The organism is Streptomyces sp. NBC_01390 (assembly GCF_045040105.1).
Taxonomy (GTDB): Bacteria; Actinomycetota; Actinomycetes; order Streptomycetales; family Streptomycetaceae; genus Streptomyces.
Window position 1 is genome coordinate 5,574,965 of record NZ_CP109551.1, and the last position, 14,805, is coordinate 5,589,769.

General features: G+C 68.3%; 16 protein-coding genes and 1 pseudogene. 5 read left to right on the forward strand and 12 right to left on the reverse strand.

All coding sequences use genetic code 11. The features are described 5' to 3' along the window. Positions 1 to 51: 51 nt before the first annotated feature. The 8 genes from OG241_RS25125 to OG241_RS25160 form a co-directional block, all read right to left on the reverse strand. On the reverse strand, positions 52 to 1,821 hold the full coding sequence (locus tag OG241_RS25125) for a relaxase/mobilization nuclease domain-containing protein (RefSeq protein ID WP_405818091.1): 1,770 nt from the start codon (positions 1,819 to 1,821) through the stop codon (positions 52 to 54). Next, entirely contained in the window at positions 1,821 to 2,279 is a 459-nt protein-coding gene (locus OG241_RS25130; RefSeq protein WP_405818093.1) for a plasmid mobilization protein, read from the reverse strand. Before OG241_RS25130 ends, OG241_RS25125 begins: the two co-directional genes overlap by 1 nt. A gap of 203 nt (positions 2,280 to 2,482) precedes the next feature. Next, the gene (locus OG241_RS25135) at positions 2,483 to 2,707 is read right to left on the reverse strand and encodes a hypothetical protein (RefSeq protein WP_405818095.1); all 225 of its coding nucleotides are present in this window, start codon (positions 2,705 to 2,707) and stop codon (positions 2,483 to 2,485) included. A 103-nt stretch (positions 2,708 to 2,810) separates the two neighbouring features. Continuing rightward, a complete protein-coding gene (locus tag OG241_RS25140; RefSeq protein WP_405818097.1) occupies positions 2,811 to 3,878 on the reverse strand; it encodes a DUF2637 domain-containing protein in 1,068 nt (355 codons plus the stop codon). Further along, positions 3,875 to 4,447 (reverse strand): WhiB family transcriptional regulator, encoded by a 573-nt coding sequence (locus tag OG241_RS25145; protein WP_405818099.1) that lies wholly within the window; start codon positions 4,445 to 4,447, stop codon positions 3,875 to 3,877. Before OG241_RS25145 ends, OG241_RS25140 begins: the two co-directional genes overlap by 4 nt. Positions 4,448 to 4,566: 119 nt before the next feature. Then, positions 4,567 to 5,274 (reverse strand): ATP-binding protein, encoded by a 708-nt coding sequence (locus OG241_RS25150; protein WP_405818101.1) that lies wholly within the window; start codon positions 5,272 to 5,274, stop codon positions 4,567 to 4,569. After that, a complete protein-coding gene (locus OG241_RS25155) occupies positions 5,274 to 6,293 on the reverse strand; it encodes a hypothetical protein (protein WP_405818103.1) in 1,020 nt (339 codons plus the stop codon). Before OG241_RS25155 ends, OG241_RS25150 begins: the two co-directional genes overlap by 1 nt. A 1-nt stretch (position 6,294) precedes the next feature. Next, a complete protein-coding gene (locus tag OG241_RS25160) occupies positions 6,295 to 6,621 on the reverse strand; it encodes a transcriptional regulator (RefSeq protein WP_405818104.1) in 327 nt (108 codons plus the stop codon). A gap of 431 nt (positions 6,622 to 7,052) precedes the next feature. On the opposite strand from OG241_RS25160, the gene OG241_RS25165 reads away from it, so the two are divergent. After that, positions 7,053 to 7,499 (forward strand): helix-turn-helix domain-containing protein, encoded by a 447-nt coding sequence (locus OG241_RS25165; protein WP_319097065.1) that lies wholly within the window; start codon positions 7,053 to 7,055, stop codon positions 7,497 to 7,499. A 54-nt stretch (positions 7,500 to 7,553) separates the two neighbouring features. On the opposite strand, the gene OG241_RS25170 is transcribed toward OG241_RS25165, so the two are convergent. Beyond that, positions 7,554 to 8,393, reverse strand: coding sequence for a helix-turn-helix domain-containing protein (locus tag OG241_RS25170; protein WP_405818105.1), 840 nt, complete (start codon positions 8,391 to 8,393; stop codon positions 7,554 to 7,556). Positions 8,394 to 8,728: 335 nt separating this feature from the next. Here OG241_RS25170 and OG241_RS25175 point away from each other — a divergent pair, with 335 nt between their 5' ends. The 3 genes from OG241_RS25175 to OG241_RS25185 are packed head-to-tail and all read left to right on the forward strand — an operon-like array spanning position 8,729 to position 11,647. After that, positions 8,729 to 9,274 carry a regulator component gene (locus tag OG241_RS25175; RefSeq protein WP_405818106.1) on the forward strand — a complete coding sequence of 182 codons (546 nt, stop codon included), beginning with the start codon at positions 8,729 to 8,731 and terminating at the stop codon, positions 9,272 to 9,274. A gap of 17 nt (positions 9,275 to 9,291) precedes the next feature. After that, positions 9,292 to 10,464, forward strand: coding sequence for an MAB_1171c family putative transporter (locus OG241_RS25180; RefSeq protein ID WP_405818108.1), 1,173 nt, complete (start codon positions 9,292 to 9,294; stop codon positions 10,462 to 10,464). Between the two features lie 4 nt (positions 10,465 to 10,468). Further along, positions 10,469 to 11,647 (forward strand): cytochrome P450, encoded by a 1,179-nt coding sequence (locus OG241_RS25185; RefSeq protein ID WP_405818110.1) that lies wholly within the window; start codon positions 10,469 to 10,471, stop codon positions 11,645 to 11,647. A gap of 338 nt (positions 11,648 to 11,985) precedes the next feature. Here OG241_RS25185 and OG241_RS25190 read toward each other — a convergent pair whose 3' ends face one another. From OG241_RS25190 to OG241_RS25200, 3 genes and pseudogenes are all read right to left on the reverse strand, one after another. Then, complete coding sequence (locus tag OG241_RS25190) at positions 11,986 to 12,357, reverse strand: hypothetical protein (protein WP_405818112.1); 372 nt, start codon at positions 12,355 to 12,357, stop codon at positions 11,986 to 11,988. 25 nt (positions 12,358 to 12,382) lie between these two features. After that, a pseudogene (locus OG241_RS25195) lies at positions 12,383 to 12,832 on the reverse strand (ISAs1 family transposase); the annotation flags it as partial. A 34-nt stretch (positions 12,833 to 12,866) separates the two neighbouring features. Beyond that, positions 12,867 to 13,274 (reverse strand): transposase family protein, encoded by a 408-nt coding sequence (locus tag OG241_RS25200; protein WP_405818114.1) that lies wholly within the window; start codon positions 13,272 to 13,274, stop codon positions 12,867 to 12,869. A gap of 712 nt (positions 13,275 to 13,986) precedes the next feature. Between OG241_RS25200 and uppS the strand changes: the two genes are divergently transcribed. Then, positions 13,987 to 14,805: a polyprenyl diphosphate synthase gene (gene uppS, locus OG241_RS25205; RefSeq protein WP_405818116.1), complete on the forward strand. Its 819-nt coding sequence runs from the start codon at positions 13,987 to 13,989 to the stop codon at positions 14,803 to 14,805.

The following is a 14,805-nucleotide window of genomic DNA, read 5'->3' on the forward strand; positions in this document are numbered from 1 at the left end:
CAGGGATTTCGCGCAGTCGGCAGGACGGTGGCGGGCTTGCCGGACTGCTGGTCAGCGGCGTGGCGGGCGGCTGTGCGGGTCTGGTGCGGCGGGCCTCGGCGAGGCCGGGGGCGCGGTCCGGACGCTGGCCGGGTTGGCGGGAGGCTTGGCGCGGCCGGTGCCGGCCTGTGGGCGTCGAGTGGCTTCGCCCGGGTGCGCGGGGAGCTGGGCGAGGCGTCGCAGTCGCCAGACCAGGACGTCGTTCACGTCCTCGGCGGTGTCGAGTTCGCGCATGGCGATGGCCTCCTGCAGGAGGGCCTTCGGGTCGTGGCCTGCCTGCTCGGCCTGTGCCAGGGTGGCGGCCAGGGCGTCGTTCTTCGTGTTCGTGTCGGCTCGGGTGCTGTTCTCGGGCAGGGCGGCTCGGATGGTGGTCTCGTAGGTGCGGCGCTGGGCTTCGGGCAAGGCTCGGCCTTGGTCGCGCAGGGCCTGCATGGGTGCGGTGGCAGCCTGGCGGTAGGCGGCGCGCAGGTGCTCCGCGGTCTGTCGGGACGCTTCGGCCTGTTGGGCGTGACCCCGTGCGGAGTGCCAGCGTGCTGCGGCCAACGCCACCAGGACCAGGGTGGAGACGAGCATGGCGGTGGTGCCGCCGTCCTCTCCTCGGCCGAGCGCGCTGCCGGCCTGGATGATGCCTCGGGCCGCCGAGCGGATCGCCCGGGTGTCGGCGCGTTCGGCGCGGACGTGGCTGCGGGTGGCGCGTTCGAAGGAGCGAGCGGCGGCACCAAGTTCGGCGCGGGTGGCGGCCGGAGAGGTCTGGGCGACCGCGTCCAGGAGTTCGCCGACTCCGACGAGTTGGGCTGCGGCATCGTCGTCGTCGCTGTCCAGGAGGATCGCGGCGCGCTCGGCGATCCCGGTCGCGGTGCGTCGCCCCCGTGCGGACGACGACCAGTCCGACCGGCCGGTGTCGGCTTCCGGCATCGTGACCTCGTCGGCGGTTCCGTCGGCGAGGCGGCGCTGGATCTTCGGATAGGAAAGGTCGGGGGCCAGGGTCGAGCCCGCGAACCAGACCGGCTCGCGGTCGCGGTTGCGGTCGCCGGGCAGTGCGACCGTGTAGCCGAGGACGTCCCCGGAGGGGGCGTGCCGCAGCTTGACGCGCAGGCCCGCCTCGCGAAGGCGGGTGAAGAACTCGGCTTCGCTGGCGGCTCCGGCGACGGCCTGGCGGACGGCTTCACGCAGCGTCTCGCGCGGTGTCTCGGGGCGGCCGGTGCGCTCGGCTTTGAAGCGCTCGGCGCTGGTGGGGGTCTTGGCTCCGGTGCCGTCGCCGGGCTTGAGCCGGCGCAGGTCCATCTCCTGTTCGATGCGGCGGCATTCGGCCTGGGCCTTCTTGAAGTCGTAGTTCATCCTCGGGCGGCGCAGGTCGCCACGGACCATGGTGGCCAGGATGTGGATGTGGTCGTCCGCGTGGCGCACCGCGACCCAGCGGCAGCCGTCCGGATCACCCTCGGGGGCGAGGTTGACGGCTTGGACCAGGCGGCGGGCGACGGTGTTCCACTCGGCGTCGGTCAGGGTCCGGTCGCCGGGGTCGGTACGCACCGAGCAGTGCCAGACGTGCTCGGCGGGTGCTTTGGTACCGGCCTGCTTGACCCGCAGGTCCAAGGCTGCGGCGAGCCGGGCCAGCGTGACCTTGGGGTCGGGATCGGGGCTGGTGTCGCGGCCTGGGTCGGGGGCGAAGCCGTCCCAACTGCCGACGAGGTGAGGGTCGGTGTGCTCGTCGCGTTTTCCCGGGCCGTACAGGTAGACGAGCAAGCCGTGGGTGCGCGAGCCGCGTCGAATCTTGGGGACCATCAGAGGCGCTTCTTCACCAGCGTGTCGGCCGCGTCGTCTACGCGGGCCAAGAGGCGGGTCAAGGTCGTGAGGGCGTGGTCGAGTTCACCGGGGCGGGGCCGTCCTCCGGCGTTGTGGACGAAGGCGATCTGGTTGATGTTGTTGCCGACACGGGAGATGGCGGTGCGCAGGGCGGCCAGCTCGTCGATGGCGGCGTCGAGCTGTTCGTTGGTGTGCACAGTGGTCGAACCGCGGGCGACTGCGAGGCCGGCGGCAGCGAGGAAACGGGCGACGGTGACGGCGCGCTGCTTGGCGGCGGCGGTGATCTCGGTCTTCTCGGTGTCGGACAGGCGGGTGGTCGTCTTGTGCGTGCGCTGGCTCGAATTGCGGGTGCGTCGGCGCGGCTTGCGGTCGGGGAACGCGGGTTCGCTCGTGCTCTGTTGCTCGCGCGGGGCGCGGTCGTCTGCTTCTCCTCCCACGACCGGCGCCCCCTGGTGCCGGGAGTCCGGCTGGTCCCCGTGCGCCCTCGCTCGGGGACCAGCCGGACTTCCCCCGACCCCCTGGGCGGGGGCAAGTGCGTACGACGGGCCGTAGGACCGTCGTATGTGACAACTTGCTCCGCCAGGAGCCGTGTTGGGGTCACGCTGCGGTCCGGACGTGGTGGCCGTCGGGTCGTTGGCGGTCACCGGCCCGTCTCCGCGTCGTGCTCGTGGATGTCGCGGACGACTTCCTCGATCCAGTCCATGGCCAGGACCGGGTGGTGCAGGGTCCAGGGGCGGCTGTGTCGGCGTCGTTGCACGGTCCAGGTGCTGTCGGGACCGGATTCGGCACGGTGGAGGTGGCCACGCTGGTGCAGGACGGTCAGCCAGGAGTCCACCTCGGCCGGCGTGGCAGGGTTCGTACGCATGGCAGTGCTCTCCGGTTCCTTCAGGAGGTCGTGGGGCGCGTGTCCAGGGGCGGGTGACCGGCCGAGGTGTCCGGCTCGGTCCCCCGCCCCATGTGGTGTGCGGTCAGTTCCGGGAGGTGGTGACCGACTGTCCGTGCTGCTGGCGGAGCTGGACCATCAGGGCGGTCAGCGTGTCGCTGGACAGCGGGATCTGCTGACCGCGGATCGCCTGGGCGACCACCTTGCGGGTCAGCTTGTCCTCGGCCCTGACCGCTGACCGGGCGATCTCCAGCAGCTCCTCGGTGTCCGGGTCAGGTCGCCGGTCACCGGTTGTCCGGGGGTCCCGGTCAGTGACCGGTGACGAAATGACCGGCCGGCCAGTGACTGGCGGGAGGTTGTCCGGGCGACCGGTGACCGGCTCGGTGACGGCCTGTCGGTCACTGACCGCCGGGGCGGTGTCCGGTTGTCCGCCCAGGTCAGCGGCGTTGAGCCCCCGGTCATGGTGACCGGTGTCCGGGCGGGTGGTGCCCGTCGGGGCGCTGTCCCCGGTCAGTGTCCGGGCGTCCGGGGTCTGCTTGTCCAGGGACAGGCGGGGCCGGTCGGTCAGGGCGGTTACCGGCTGTCCGGCGCTGACCTGACCAGGCTCCGGCTGCTGCTGACCGGCCCGGTCAGTCCGCGTGACCGCGATGCGCTCGGGCTGACCGAGGTGACCGGCCTGACCGAGGTCATCGCGGTCACTTCGGTCACTGTCCTTGACCGGCCCCCGGGCGATGAGGATGTACAGGTGGACCGCTCCGGCCAGTGCGAGCGGGGCGATGGTGGACAGCACGGCGACCACCGTGTCGCAGAGACGCAGCCCGTTGGCCGAGGCGTTCTCCTGGTTGAGCCTGACCGCGTGCAGCGCGTTGGCCCAGATGCTGGCGGCGGTGGCCGTGCCGAAGAGTGTCCAGACGTAGAGCCGGGCTCGCAGCGGTGCGTCGCGCAGGACCAGCAGAGCGCGGATGCCGTAGGCGATGAACCCGTCGATCACCAAGGGGAAGAGGTAGGTCAGCAGGCCCCGGACGTGGATGGCGACGGCCATCTGCTGCAGGGCGTCGTAGGACAGGGCGCATCCCGCACCGCCGAGGGCGATGACGACCGCGCGGTCCCATCCGGTGACGTGCGCCGTGCTCGGCGCGCTCGCGATGTTCACGCCGTCGTCCCGAAGTCGTCGCGGCCCAGGCGCTCGCCGTCGGTCGCGGAGGGCGGGGTGGAGGTGGTCTTCGTGGTCTGCTCCAGGTCTCGGTTGCGGATGGCTCGGCGGGTTTCGCGGTACAGCTTCTGGGCGTGCTCCTCGGTGATCTTCAGGAGCCAGGCCAGGCGCTGTTCGGTGAGGCCGTGGCGGTAGGCGGCGTGGACGACCGCGCGGCGCTCGTCCTTGGTGAGGTGGACGTCGCGCCCGGCGATGGTGGCGTTGACCCGGCTGTAGTCGAGGCGGTGGGCGAGCTTCGCGTGCAGCGGCCCGCGCTCCTCCTCGGTCAGTCCGCCCCGGATGCCGTCGGTGTCGCCGCTCTCCAGGGCGGCGTCCAGGCAGGTGCGGCGGACCGGGCACTGGCCGCACAGCGACTTGGCGGCGGTGATCTTGGTGGTCTCGTCGGGCTCGGGGAAGAAGATTTCGGGGTCCACCGGGTTGTACTCGGTGCTCTGGCAGACGGCCTGGTCCTGCCAGGTGTGATCGCCGAGCGACCGGTGGCGGGCAGGGCTGATCATCGTGGTGGTCATGCGGGTTGCTCCGATCGCTCTCCGCGCGCAGGGGCGTCGGCGGAGGGGTGCGCTGGGTCGGGAGGTGCACGGGGCGGCGCGCTCTCGGGGCGCGGCCCGGCATGGCGGCCTGCGGAGGGTCAGGCGGCGGGGCGGTGGCGTCTGCGGTCCACCGGCTCGAACTCGACCCGGGTGGTCATCTGCGCGAGTCGGGAGGTGACTCGGTCTCCGAGGTAGGCCCGGAGGTCCTTGATCGCCAGGTTGGTGGTGATCAGCGTCGGAAGCATGTGGTTGTACCGGCGGTTGATCAGCCGGTACGTCACTTCCTCGACCCACTCGGACGCCTTGGCCGCGCCGAGGTCGTCGATGATCAGCAGCGGGCACCTGCTGACGGCCGCCAGCTCCCGCTCGCTGTCGGCTCCCGGCCGGGGGCGGAGGTCGGCGTACAGGTCGGCGGCGGTGGTCGCGCGCCAGCGCACGCCCACTCCGGTCTTCACCAGCTGTCGGACCGCGCCGTACGCCTGGTGGGTCTTGCCCGCGCCGACCACCCCGGCCATCAGCAGGCTCGGGCCGGTGGTGACCTGCCGCCGGGCTCCGATGCTCGGGGCGACGGCCTGTTGGGCGACGTCCCGGGCCCAGTCCAGGACCTGCGGGTGGTCGGCGACCGCGCCCTGGTAGCGCGGAGGCATCGCGGCCAACAGGGCGTCCAGCGGGGAGAAGCGCTCGGGCTCGTCGGCCAGGGCGGCGACGGCGGCCGGGTCGATGTTGCGGGCGGCCAGGATCCGGGCCATCCGGTCCAGGGTGCCTGCGCCGCCGAGGGTCTGCGGGTCGCGGGTGTGGGTGCGCATCACAGCTCCTCGGCGTAGGCGGCGGCAGCGTCGACCGGGTTGGTCCACGCCTGGTGAGCGGGCACGGTAGGCCGGATTCCCGGCCGCGCCAAACCGGCGGACCCTGCGTTCATCGCGTCGTTGACCAGGCTCGGCAGGCGGCTGGGGTGGCCCTGGATCTCCGCGAAACGCTTCAGTCCGGCGCGGACGTGCTCCGGGGCGATGCCCTCACCGAGGAGCTTCTTGGCGATGCGGCCGAGGTGTCCGAGCACGTCGCTGGGCGGTCGCTCGTCGCACGCGGCGACGTACTCGCCGATCAGGTCATTGGCCGAGACGGTGGCGGCGGGCGCTGTGCGCCCCGTAGGGAATGAAGATCCAGGATCCAAGATCCTAGATCCAGGCGCCGAGCCCTCTCCGAGGTTTCGGGGAGGCTTCGGGGAGCCCTCCGGGAATGCCGTCTGACCTGCAGGTTTCGCGCCGGGGCGGTCAGGGGTGCCGGCGAGGCCGACGAGGGCGTCCTGTTGTGCGGTCGGGCCCTCGCTTCGGGGGGCGGGAGGCGTCGGAGCGGGCCGCGCGGGTAGATCGAGGGCTCGGGGAGCGTTCGGCGAAGCCTCGGCGAGCCCTCGGGTAGGGGTGGGCGACGCCTCGGTGCGCTTGGCGCAGATCCCCTTGCAGGGACCGCACCGGTCCGCCGGGTGGTGCTGCGGGCAGGAGGGCAGTCGGGACTGGCTGGGCTTGTCGATCTTCTGGTGCTCGGACCAGGTCACGATGTGGAGGTAGCGGCGGCCGTCGCAGCCGGTGTACCGGCAGATCAGGCCCGCGTTGGCGAGTTGCTGGAGGTCGTCCTCGACATGGACCGAGGTGTGCTCGGCCCTCAGAGGCCAGAGCAGCCCCGCGATGATCGCGGCGTTGTCACGGTGGCGGCCGTAGTCGTCGGCCTGGGTGAGGAGACCGAAGAAACTCCGCTCGGCCTCGACGCTCACCTCGGCGAGCGACTCGGAGACGAACGCCTCCGGCTTGATGGTTCGGATCCGCGCCATGTCAGCGGCGCCGACTGGCAGCGGCGAGGTCGCTGCGGGTGAGGGTCGCGGCGGCGAGGTCGAAGGTGTGGGGCCGGGTCCAGTCCGCGTCCGGCCAGACCCGCAGGACCCACCGGGCTGCGACCCTGGCGGTCGTCCGGCTCAGCTCGATCGTCTCCCCGGCCGCGTCCTTGGCGATGGCGTGCGGGTGGGGCCACGTCTGCTTCGGGTCCGTGAGGCTGACGCGGATGGTCGCCGCCCCGGGGATCATGTCGGCGAGCTGGGCCGCGAGGCGGTGCAGGCGGGCCATGTCCGGGCATGCCGGGGTTCCGCTCGGCGTGGCGAGCATGCGATACTCCGTGGTTCGTAGGAGTGCGGTGCGGCGGTTCTCGTGCAAAAGCCCCGCCGCCCGCGAGATGTGAATCGGTGCCCTTCGGGGTGCCGGCCCGGCGCTTGGGAGTTGGTAGCTCCCGGGCGCCGGCCTCCTTCGCCCCCGGTGGGCGCTATGGCCCCTGTGCGTGCATCGCCCCTCCCTTCCCGACCGCCTGGCGGCCGGTGATCCACTTGTGCGGGACCAGAACCATATGGCGACCCCTGACACAAGTCCAGCCTCTTCGCACCCACTCCCACCAGGCACGGAACACTGCACTGGATGAGATGCGGGGCTAACGTACACCGCAATTGCGCCAATCCGTCAACTGCGATGTCGTCACCTGAGACGCGCGGGCACATGATCACCACTGGAGTGGATAGGATCGTGGTCATGAGGAAGGGTTGGAGATGACCGAGAAGCACGAGCGCGCCTTCGCGGAGCTGCTCGACTACCTGTTCAGGGAGGTACACCCGAAGGAGCGCGGCTCCTACACGTACGCGGAGGTATCACAGGGCATCCGGGACACCTCCGGGGTAGCCATCTCGGCAAGCGCCATCCAGCAGCTCCGCACCGGGACCAACACGAACCCGAAGATGCAGACCATCCGGGCGCTGGCCGGCTTCTTCGGCGTGCCTCCCGGCTACTTCTTCGACGAGGAGGTAGCCGAGCGGACGCGTGCCGAGATTCAGGTGGTCGCGGCGATGCGCGACCGAGAGGTGCGCAGGGTCGCCCTGCGCGCCAACGGGCTCAGCACGTCGAGCCTGCAGATGCTGAACGCGGTGATCGACCAAGCCCGGCGGCTCGAAGGAATGCCGGATGACTCGGGCGACTCCGGGCTTCTTGACGACGAATGACCCACGCCCCGGCTTGAACCTCGGCGTGGATCGACCCAGCCCCGCACAGGCCGTTTAGCCGCTGGCGGCTACTCGGTCGCTTTCCATCAGCACGATCACGCGAAGTCGGTCACTTCGCATGGGCCGCAAAGCGATGATGTGAACAGGAACTTCCCGACCTCGATGGTAGGGCAGCTTGAGCCTGCGCAGGCTGCCATCGACATGTTCGTGGACCTCACGGCGATTCCACATTCCCTGCAAGTCCGGGGAACCCGCGAGGATGTCACGCTCCAGGCGGCGCAGAGCTTCGTTTTTTGGATAATGGACCCGCGCATAGCGAATCTGGCCCAGATATGGCCGAGCCCAGTCCTCTCGCCAGTTCACGAGCTGCTCGCGGGCCTCCCGGCTGAGAAATGCCCACCGCATGAGATTGGCCTGATGGGCAGCCCAGGGGAACCACTCGCGCAGCGGCTCGTTGTGGCCGATCATGTTCCACGCCAGGTCCGACACGTAGGCCGGATTGGGCGACTGACTGTCGAGGAATTGCTGGAGGACCTCGTCCATTTCGGCGGCAGCATCCGTCTCCGGGACGGCGGCGAGGGCCGGCGGTCGTCCAATGGCCCTCAGATACAGGGCGTGGCGTTCAGCGGGGCTCAGCCGCAGAGCGGTCGACAGGCGGTCGAGGAAGTCCGCCGAGTAGTTGGCTTCGTTGCCCCGCTCCAGGGAGCCGTACCAGCGCTCACTCACGCCCGTCAGGCGGGCCACATCACGCTGCGACAGGCCAATGCTCCGCCGCCCCTGCCCCGTCAGCCCCGGGAAGGCGCGGGGATCCGACCGGCTCCGCCAGGAACGCAGCAACTCGGACAGGGACTCATCCTGCGAGTCATCGTCGCCACGCCCACCCCGGGAGTCCATGGAGCGAGATGGTAGATCACCTGATCACATGACATGCCTCACAACATGCCCTGATACCCAATCAAAGGATCATGAGATCGTCATTCAGCGTAGTCGGACATAAAGGATAGTTGATCTTTCGCCGAACTGCGCCACGCAACACAACTCTGAGAAGCCGTCGGAGATCGAGAGTCGAAGCAGGTCGCCTCCCGCCTCGCTTCGCACAGCGGAAAGGCTCACAGCCCGTAACCGGAACTTCCAGTTCCTGGCGGCGCGAGTTCCGCCCTCTTCCTGACATCGTCTTGTCATCGTTCACCAGCAAGATGGCGTACAGCCCAGGCCGAGGGGGGATTGCCATGCCCTTGCCAGAAATTGATGAAAGCCAACTGCTCAAATCGTGCGAGGAGCAGGTCGATCGTTTGCGTCTGCCATACCGCTTCAGCACCCGGGAATTGCGCGAAGCGATAGCGGCGCTTCGCGGGAAACCCATCATCCTTAAGCCCCTGAGCACGCTCGGCGCGATCGACGCGCCGTGCGGCATACGCTTGGAGACGCCAGAGTCCGACCTCCTCTTCTACGAGGAGGGGACCTCGGTTCATCACCAGCGGCACATCCTCACCCACGAGCTGTGCCATGTGTACTGCGACCATCCCGGAAGCCTGGAGGTCGACGCCTCTACGGCGCATGCCCTCGGGGTAAATCCCACACTGGTGATGCGTATGTCGGGACGTACGAGCTATTCCACGGCAGACGAACGCGAAGCGGAGATGATGGCGACCATAATTCGCCAACGTATCTATCGCGAACGCGAATCCCCTGCCCGTCAGCCCGAAAAGGGATCGGATAGCTGGGACGCACTCTTCGCACAGCCCATCAAGAAAGGCCGGTTCCGTTCACGATGAATGCCCTTTTCCTTGGCATGGCCGGCCTCCTCGCAGCGGCTGCCGGCTACTGGGTCCTCGGCCGGGGTACCCCTCGTCCTGCCGGAACGTGGGCCATGGGTGCCCTCCTCGCCTCCTTTGCTCTGGCCTTCGCCTCCTACGCGCCGCTGTTCGAGAACGCGGTCGAGGAGGTCGTGCCGCATGTGGGCCGGCTGCTGAGCAACTCCGCCTCCCTGGCGGCTGCCACCTCTGTTCTGGCCGTCTCCTTCCAGGTCAACCTGGAACCCGCAGAAGCGCGGCGGCGAATCCGCTTGCGCATCGTCCTTCTCGCTGCCTCCGTCTTCGGCATGACGGTGCTGCTCACGTTTGAGCAGTTGACGCACCGCTCGTCGCAGGTGTACGCGCTCTACCTGCTCCTTTTCATCTCCTACCTGAGCTTCGCCATCGTCGACTTCCTGCGGCAGGCCCTGCGGCAGTCGAAGTCGACCCGCAGGAACAGCGTTCGGATTGGCCTACGGCTGGCAGCCGTAGGCTGCGTGTTCGCGCTGGTCTACGCGGCGTACAAGGTCACGGTCCTCTTCTCCCTCGGCCTGGGCCTTCAGCTCGTGCCCGACCACGCGCGGTGCTCCTCGCTGGTCTCCGCGCCGTGCGTCTTCAGCGTGACCTCCCCGGCGATTGCGGTCCTGCTGATCTGTCTCGGCCTCACGCTGCCCGCCGTGGTCTATCCAATCAGTCAGGCCCGTCGCCACCGCTGGGAAGTGCGGTCCTTCGACGCGCTCGGCCCCCTCTGGCAGGACCTGTCGGCCGCGATGCCGGAGATCGTCCTGCCGGCCGCAGACCTCGATGGGGACGCAGCGAGCAACTCCGACTTCCTCCTCCAGCGGCGTGTCATCGAGATCAGCGACGGAATGCTCGCTCTGCGCCCGTACCGCTCCCGGAGCGTGCACGAAGCCGCCCAGCGGACCGCCAACGCCGGGACAGAAGAGGGCGCCGCGATCGTCCAAGCTGCGGTCGTCAAAGCGGCACTGGCTGCTTTGCAGGCCGGTGATCCTGCCGACGAGGTCGCCGTGCTGCCGACGACAGCCCCCTCTTCTCGTGCCGGAGACCTCCGTGCGGAGACTCAGTGGCTTCTCCGAATCGCCGACGCCTACGCGCACCGCGAGACTGTGCGTGTCGCCGGCGGCGGCCAATCGGAAGCAGTTGGAGCCTGACAGCATGAACGACCCCACCAAGGACCCTCGATTCCTGCACGACCCCTACCCCACCTACACGGCCATGCGGTCCGCGTGCCCAGTGCAAGCCGTTCCCACCGGCTCAGGTGGACACAGCAGCTACCTGGTCACCGGGTACGCGGAGGCCAGGCAGGCACTCGGCGACCCACGGCTCTCGAAGAACACGGCCGCCTTCTTCGCCGACAAGGAGTCGCGACGCCGCCTGCACCCCGCAGTAGCGCACAACATGCTGGCCAGCGATCCGCCACAGCACGCCCGCCTGCGCAAACTGGTAACCAAGGCGTTCACAACAGGCGCCGTCACCGAGTTGCGTCCGTTCATCGGCGAGGTGACCGACGCACTACTCGACCGGTGGCCCGTCGGCGGGCAGGTCGACTTCGTCGCCAGCCTGGCGGTACCCCTACCGGTCATCGTGATCTGCAAGTTGCTGGGGGTACCGGAGGCCGACCGACCCGAGGTCCAGCGCTGGTCCGCAGAGCTGTTCGCCGCCGGGAAGCCCGACCTCATCGACGCGGCCTCCCACGCGATGGCCGAGTACATGACCGGCCTCATCGCCTCCAAGCGCCTAGAGCCCGGTGACTCACTCCTCGACCGCCTGATCTCGGCGCGCGACGGAAGCGACCACCTCAGCGAGGAGGAACTGGTCTCCCTGGCGGTGCTGCTGCTCATCGCAGGGCACGAGACCACCACCAACTTCCTCGGCAACGCCGCCCTGGCCCTACTCCAGCACCCTGCCGAGCTGGAACGCCTACGCAGCAACCCCGAGGACATCCCAGCCGCGCTGGACGAGCTACTTCGCTTCGACTCGCCCGTCAGCACGGCCACCTTCCGGTACACCACGGAAGCCGTCACGCTCGGCGGTGCTGATATCCCGGCCGGTGTCCCGGTACTGGTCGCTCTTGGAGCCGCCAACCGCGATCCGGAGCGGTTCCCGTCACCAGACCAGCTCAACCTGGATCGGGATGCCGCCGGCCACCTCGCCTTCGGCCACGGCATCCACCGCTGTGTCGGTGCTCCGCTGGCCAAAGCCGAAGCCGACATCGCCCTGCGTGCGATTCTGACCCGCTTCCCCAGGCTCCGGCTTGCCGTCCCACCTGATCAACTGCAGTGGCGGCATACCCGCCTAGTCCGCGGACTGACCGCGCTTCCCATCCTTACCTAAGGGCTGACCCGTAACTGCTGGTCACGGGACAGCCCTTAGGCGAGCGGCAGGCGCAGTCTCGTTGGCATCCCTCTGGTGATATCACCAGAGGAATAGGGAGTCGGGCGGCCTGTGCCCGATGGTGGTCATCCGCCACTTACCGGGCTCTTTCCGGATCTCCTGGTTGCCCTGCGGGGCTGCCCGGTGAGGTCGGCGAGCGATCCGTTCACTTATAGGAGATCCCCTTGGCGCCCTAGCTCCTGCCCATCGAGAGCTTCCAGCTATGTCTCGCCCACTCGAAGAATCGCCCTACTCGTTCACCGTCCCGCCTCTGGTCGAAGCGCACGGTCATTCCAAGATCAGTGATCTAGTCCGAGGATCGTGAAGGGGCGGTGTCGGTCGCGGTTGGCCCAGCGGGTGGCTTCGGTGATGTCGGTGCGGCCGGTGAACTGGTGGGCACCGATGGCGAGGTTGCGCGGGGCGGCCATCGCGCGGGGGCGGTTGCGGGTGCGGACGGTGGAGTCGTCCTCGCGGTAGAGGGTGTCGCGGAGCCAGTGCAGGGATTCCAGGCCCCACTGGCCGAGGGTGAACTCAGCGATCTTGGGGGCGCCGACCTGGACGGCGGTGAGGTCGGTGACGCCCAGGACGGCGACGTTCGACAGGGGCTTGCCCTTGAGGTCGGTGACCTGGCGTTCGATGAGGAAGACCTGCTGGACGTGGGGGAAGTTCAAGTCCTTGGGGGGCGGGCCGTACTTGCAGGGTGCGGGTAGTGATCCGGCCGCGGGTGGTGGCGGTGTGGCCGATCGGGGTCCGGTGCCAGGGCAGGGCGTCCAGGGCGGCGAAGAGTGTGGGTTGGTTGCCCTTGACCTGGAACAGGAAGTGCGCGCCGCGTCGGTACAGGTGGGAGGCGGACTTGCGTTGGGTGTGGAGGGAGTCGGCGGTGATCACGTGGCCGGTGACGTCCAGGGGGTCCAACCGGCGTTGCAGCATGGGGATCTCGTTCGTCTTCGCGCCGACGGCGACCTGGTTGAGGACCAGCCGCCGGTCGTGGAGCATCGCGGCGAGCAGGCGGACCTGCTTGCCGTTCTTGTCCTTTTGCGCCCCGCACGGCCTTGCCGTCCACGGCCAGGGGAACCAGTGGCACCACGGCGGGATCAGCCGGGTCGGGCTCGTCCACCGGGTCTGCGACGGGCCCGGGCACGGGATCGGCCTCGCGCTGAGCGGTGGCGCGGGTCAGCAGTCAGGCGCCGATGGTCAGGTCCAGGGCGTCGGCGTCGACACCCGTCACCAGCCGCCACAGCGTGGTCCTGGACGGCGGCCCGAGTGGGACGGCGCACTCACAGCGCACATACAGCCAGGCCGGCAGGTTACTTGGGGCATCCTCGACCCAACCGGCGACAGCCGTGAAGGACCGTATCCCCGCCGCCACGGCTCCCGCCGCCAGCGCCAGGACCACGGCCAACGGGTGCTCCATCCATGCGGCGTGACGCGCGTCGGGGATGCACAGGAAGGGCGCGAGCAGGGCGCGCGCCGTATCCGGCCCGTCCAACTCGCCTTCGGCGGCGAGTCCTTGTTCGAGCGTAGATACCAACGCCGACCAGGCCGCATCCTCGTCGGTATCGAGCGCGGCAGTGACACACTGGGGCAACGCGAAGCTCCGGTCTCGGGCGTCTTTGGTAGGACACCCCGTGCTACCGGAGCTTCGCCTCTTCCGCCAGTCCCCAGCTCAACCCACTCACAGGCCACCTCACGCAGCAAGATTTTCGATCTTGGAACGGCCGTGGGGCGAAGCGGTGCCAGCAGTTCGGGACCGCGTTGCGGACCGCGCTCGGAGGCTTGGGCTGAGTCTGGGCGAGGAACTGATCCACGACTTGAAGCTGCCCACCGGGGAACTGGTCGCGAACTCGGATGCGTGATGAGGCGCTCTGTTGTATCCCCGGTTCATCCAGGAGGAACTGAAGGGAGGTTCCTGGGTCCGATGGCTTACCTGGATCCGAAAGATGAAGGGGACAGCAGCAATAGCCGTCCCGTAGGCCCGGCTGAGCATCGTTCGCCCCTCGGTATTCTCGGGATGCCGGACCTACGGCAACGCCAGCGCTGTAACTAGCGCCTCGAGCAGAGCGGTTCACCCTCCTGCTCCCTTTCCCAGCACTCCTGGACCAAATGAGTTGACAGTAGTATGGCCGCGGGAGGGGGCCACTGGCGTTGGCGCGAGTGACCGAGGGCGTGCCAGCGGAGCAAGCGCAAAGGGCGGAAAAGTGCCCACATCCTTGGGACTCAACTGACCTCGGTGGTGAAATTCTTACCCTCTCCCAAAAAGTCCGTATAGCACTCCTAGGCGAGGAAAGAGAGAACAAGGGATGACCGGTGGTCTCGAAATTCGACAATCCAAAGTAGAGCCTCGCCCGTTAATGCCAGACATACCGAGCGATCTCCTGCCGCACCATGTGGCCATAGCTCCAGACGGGAACGGCAGATGGGCTGAACAGCGGGGACTGCCCCGCAATGCGGGTCACAGGCAGGGAGGGAGAGCCCTTCAGGATGTCATAGGCGGGGCTGTCGAAATCGGAATCACCTTCCTGAGCTTGCATGCTTTCTCGACGGAAAACTGGAGGCGTCCTGCCAGCGAGGTGGAGGATCTCATGGCCGTCTATGCGGACTACCTCAGCGAAAACAAGTCGAGGCTCCGCGACCTGGGCGTGAGGATACGCTGGTTGGGGTCTTCAGAGCGGATGCCGGGGCATCTTGTGCGCGAGATCGAATCAGCTCAGGAAATCACGCAGGGAAATGATGGGCTGACATTCACACTTTGCATCAACTACGGCGGAAGGGATGAGATCCTTCACGCGGTCAACAGAGTCGCCGAGGATGCCCGTAGCGGAGCCCTGCCTGACGTGAGCATGGATGAGGCTATTTTCACCCGCTATCTCAATCGATTCGCCCTTCCTGATGTTGACCTATTCATTCGGTCCGGTGGGGAGATGCGAACGTCGAACTTCTTCCTGTGGCAGATGGCGTTTTCCGAAATGAACTTCACGGCGAAGCCGTGGCCCGATATGACCAGGGAAGATCTGTGGGAGGCGGTGGCACAATATGCATCTCGCGAGCGGAGGATGGGAGGTATCGGTCGACGCGGGCTGAAGGAGAGCGGATCTGCTCGGCCCACAGGCGACGGGTAA

Bases quoted from the DNA above. Each gene is read 5' to 3' on its own strand.
- OG241_RS25125 (WP_405818091.1), bottom strand. From the start codon at position 1,821: ATGGTCCCCAAGATTCGACGCGGCTCGCGCACCCACGGCTTGCTCGTC.
- OG241_RS25135 (WP_405818095.1), bottom strand. From the start codon at position 2,707: ATGCGTACGAACCCTGCCACGCCGGCCGAGGTGGACTCCTGGCTGACC.
- OG241_RS25145 (WP_405818099.1), bottom strand. From the start codon at position 4,447: ATGACCACCACGATGATCAGCCCTGCCCGCCACCGGTCGCTCGGCGAT.
- OG241_RS25150 (WP_405818101.1), bottom strand. From the start codon at position 5,274: ATGCGCACCCACACCCGCGACCCGCAGACCCTCGGCGGCGCAGGCACC.
- OG241_RS25155 (WP_405818103.1), bottom strand. From the start codon at position 6,293: ATGGCGCGGATCCGAACCATCAAGCCGGAGGCGTTCGTCTCCGAGTCG.
- OG241_RS25160 (WP_405818104.1), bottom strand. From the start codon at position 6,621: ATGCTCGCCACGCCGAGCGGAACCCCGGCATGCCCGGACATGGCCCGC.
- OG241_RS25165 (WP_319097065.1), top strand. From the start codon at position 7,053: ATGACCGAGAAGCACGAGCGCGCCTTCGCGGAGCTGCTCGACTACCTG.
- OG241_RS25170 (WP_405818105.1), bottom strand. From the start codon at position 8,393: ATGGACTCCCGGGGTGGGCGTGGCGACGATGACTCGCAGGATGAGTCC.
- OG241_RS25175 (WP_405818106.1), top strand. From the start codon at position 8,729: ATGCCCTTGCCAGAAATTGATGAAAGCCAACTGCTCAAATCGTGCGAG.
- OG241_RS25180 (WP_405818108.1), top strand. From the start codon at position 9,292: ATGGCCGGCCTCCTCGCAGCGGCTGCCGGCTACTGGGTCCTCGGCCGG.
- OG241_RS25185 (WP_405818110.1), top strand. From the start codon at position 10,469: ATGAACGACCCCACCAAGGACCCTCGATTCCTGCACGACCCCTACCCC.
- uppS (WP_405818116.1), top strand. From the start codon at position 13,987: ATGACCGGTGGTCTCGAAATTCGACAATCCAAAGTAGAGCCTCGCCCG.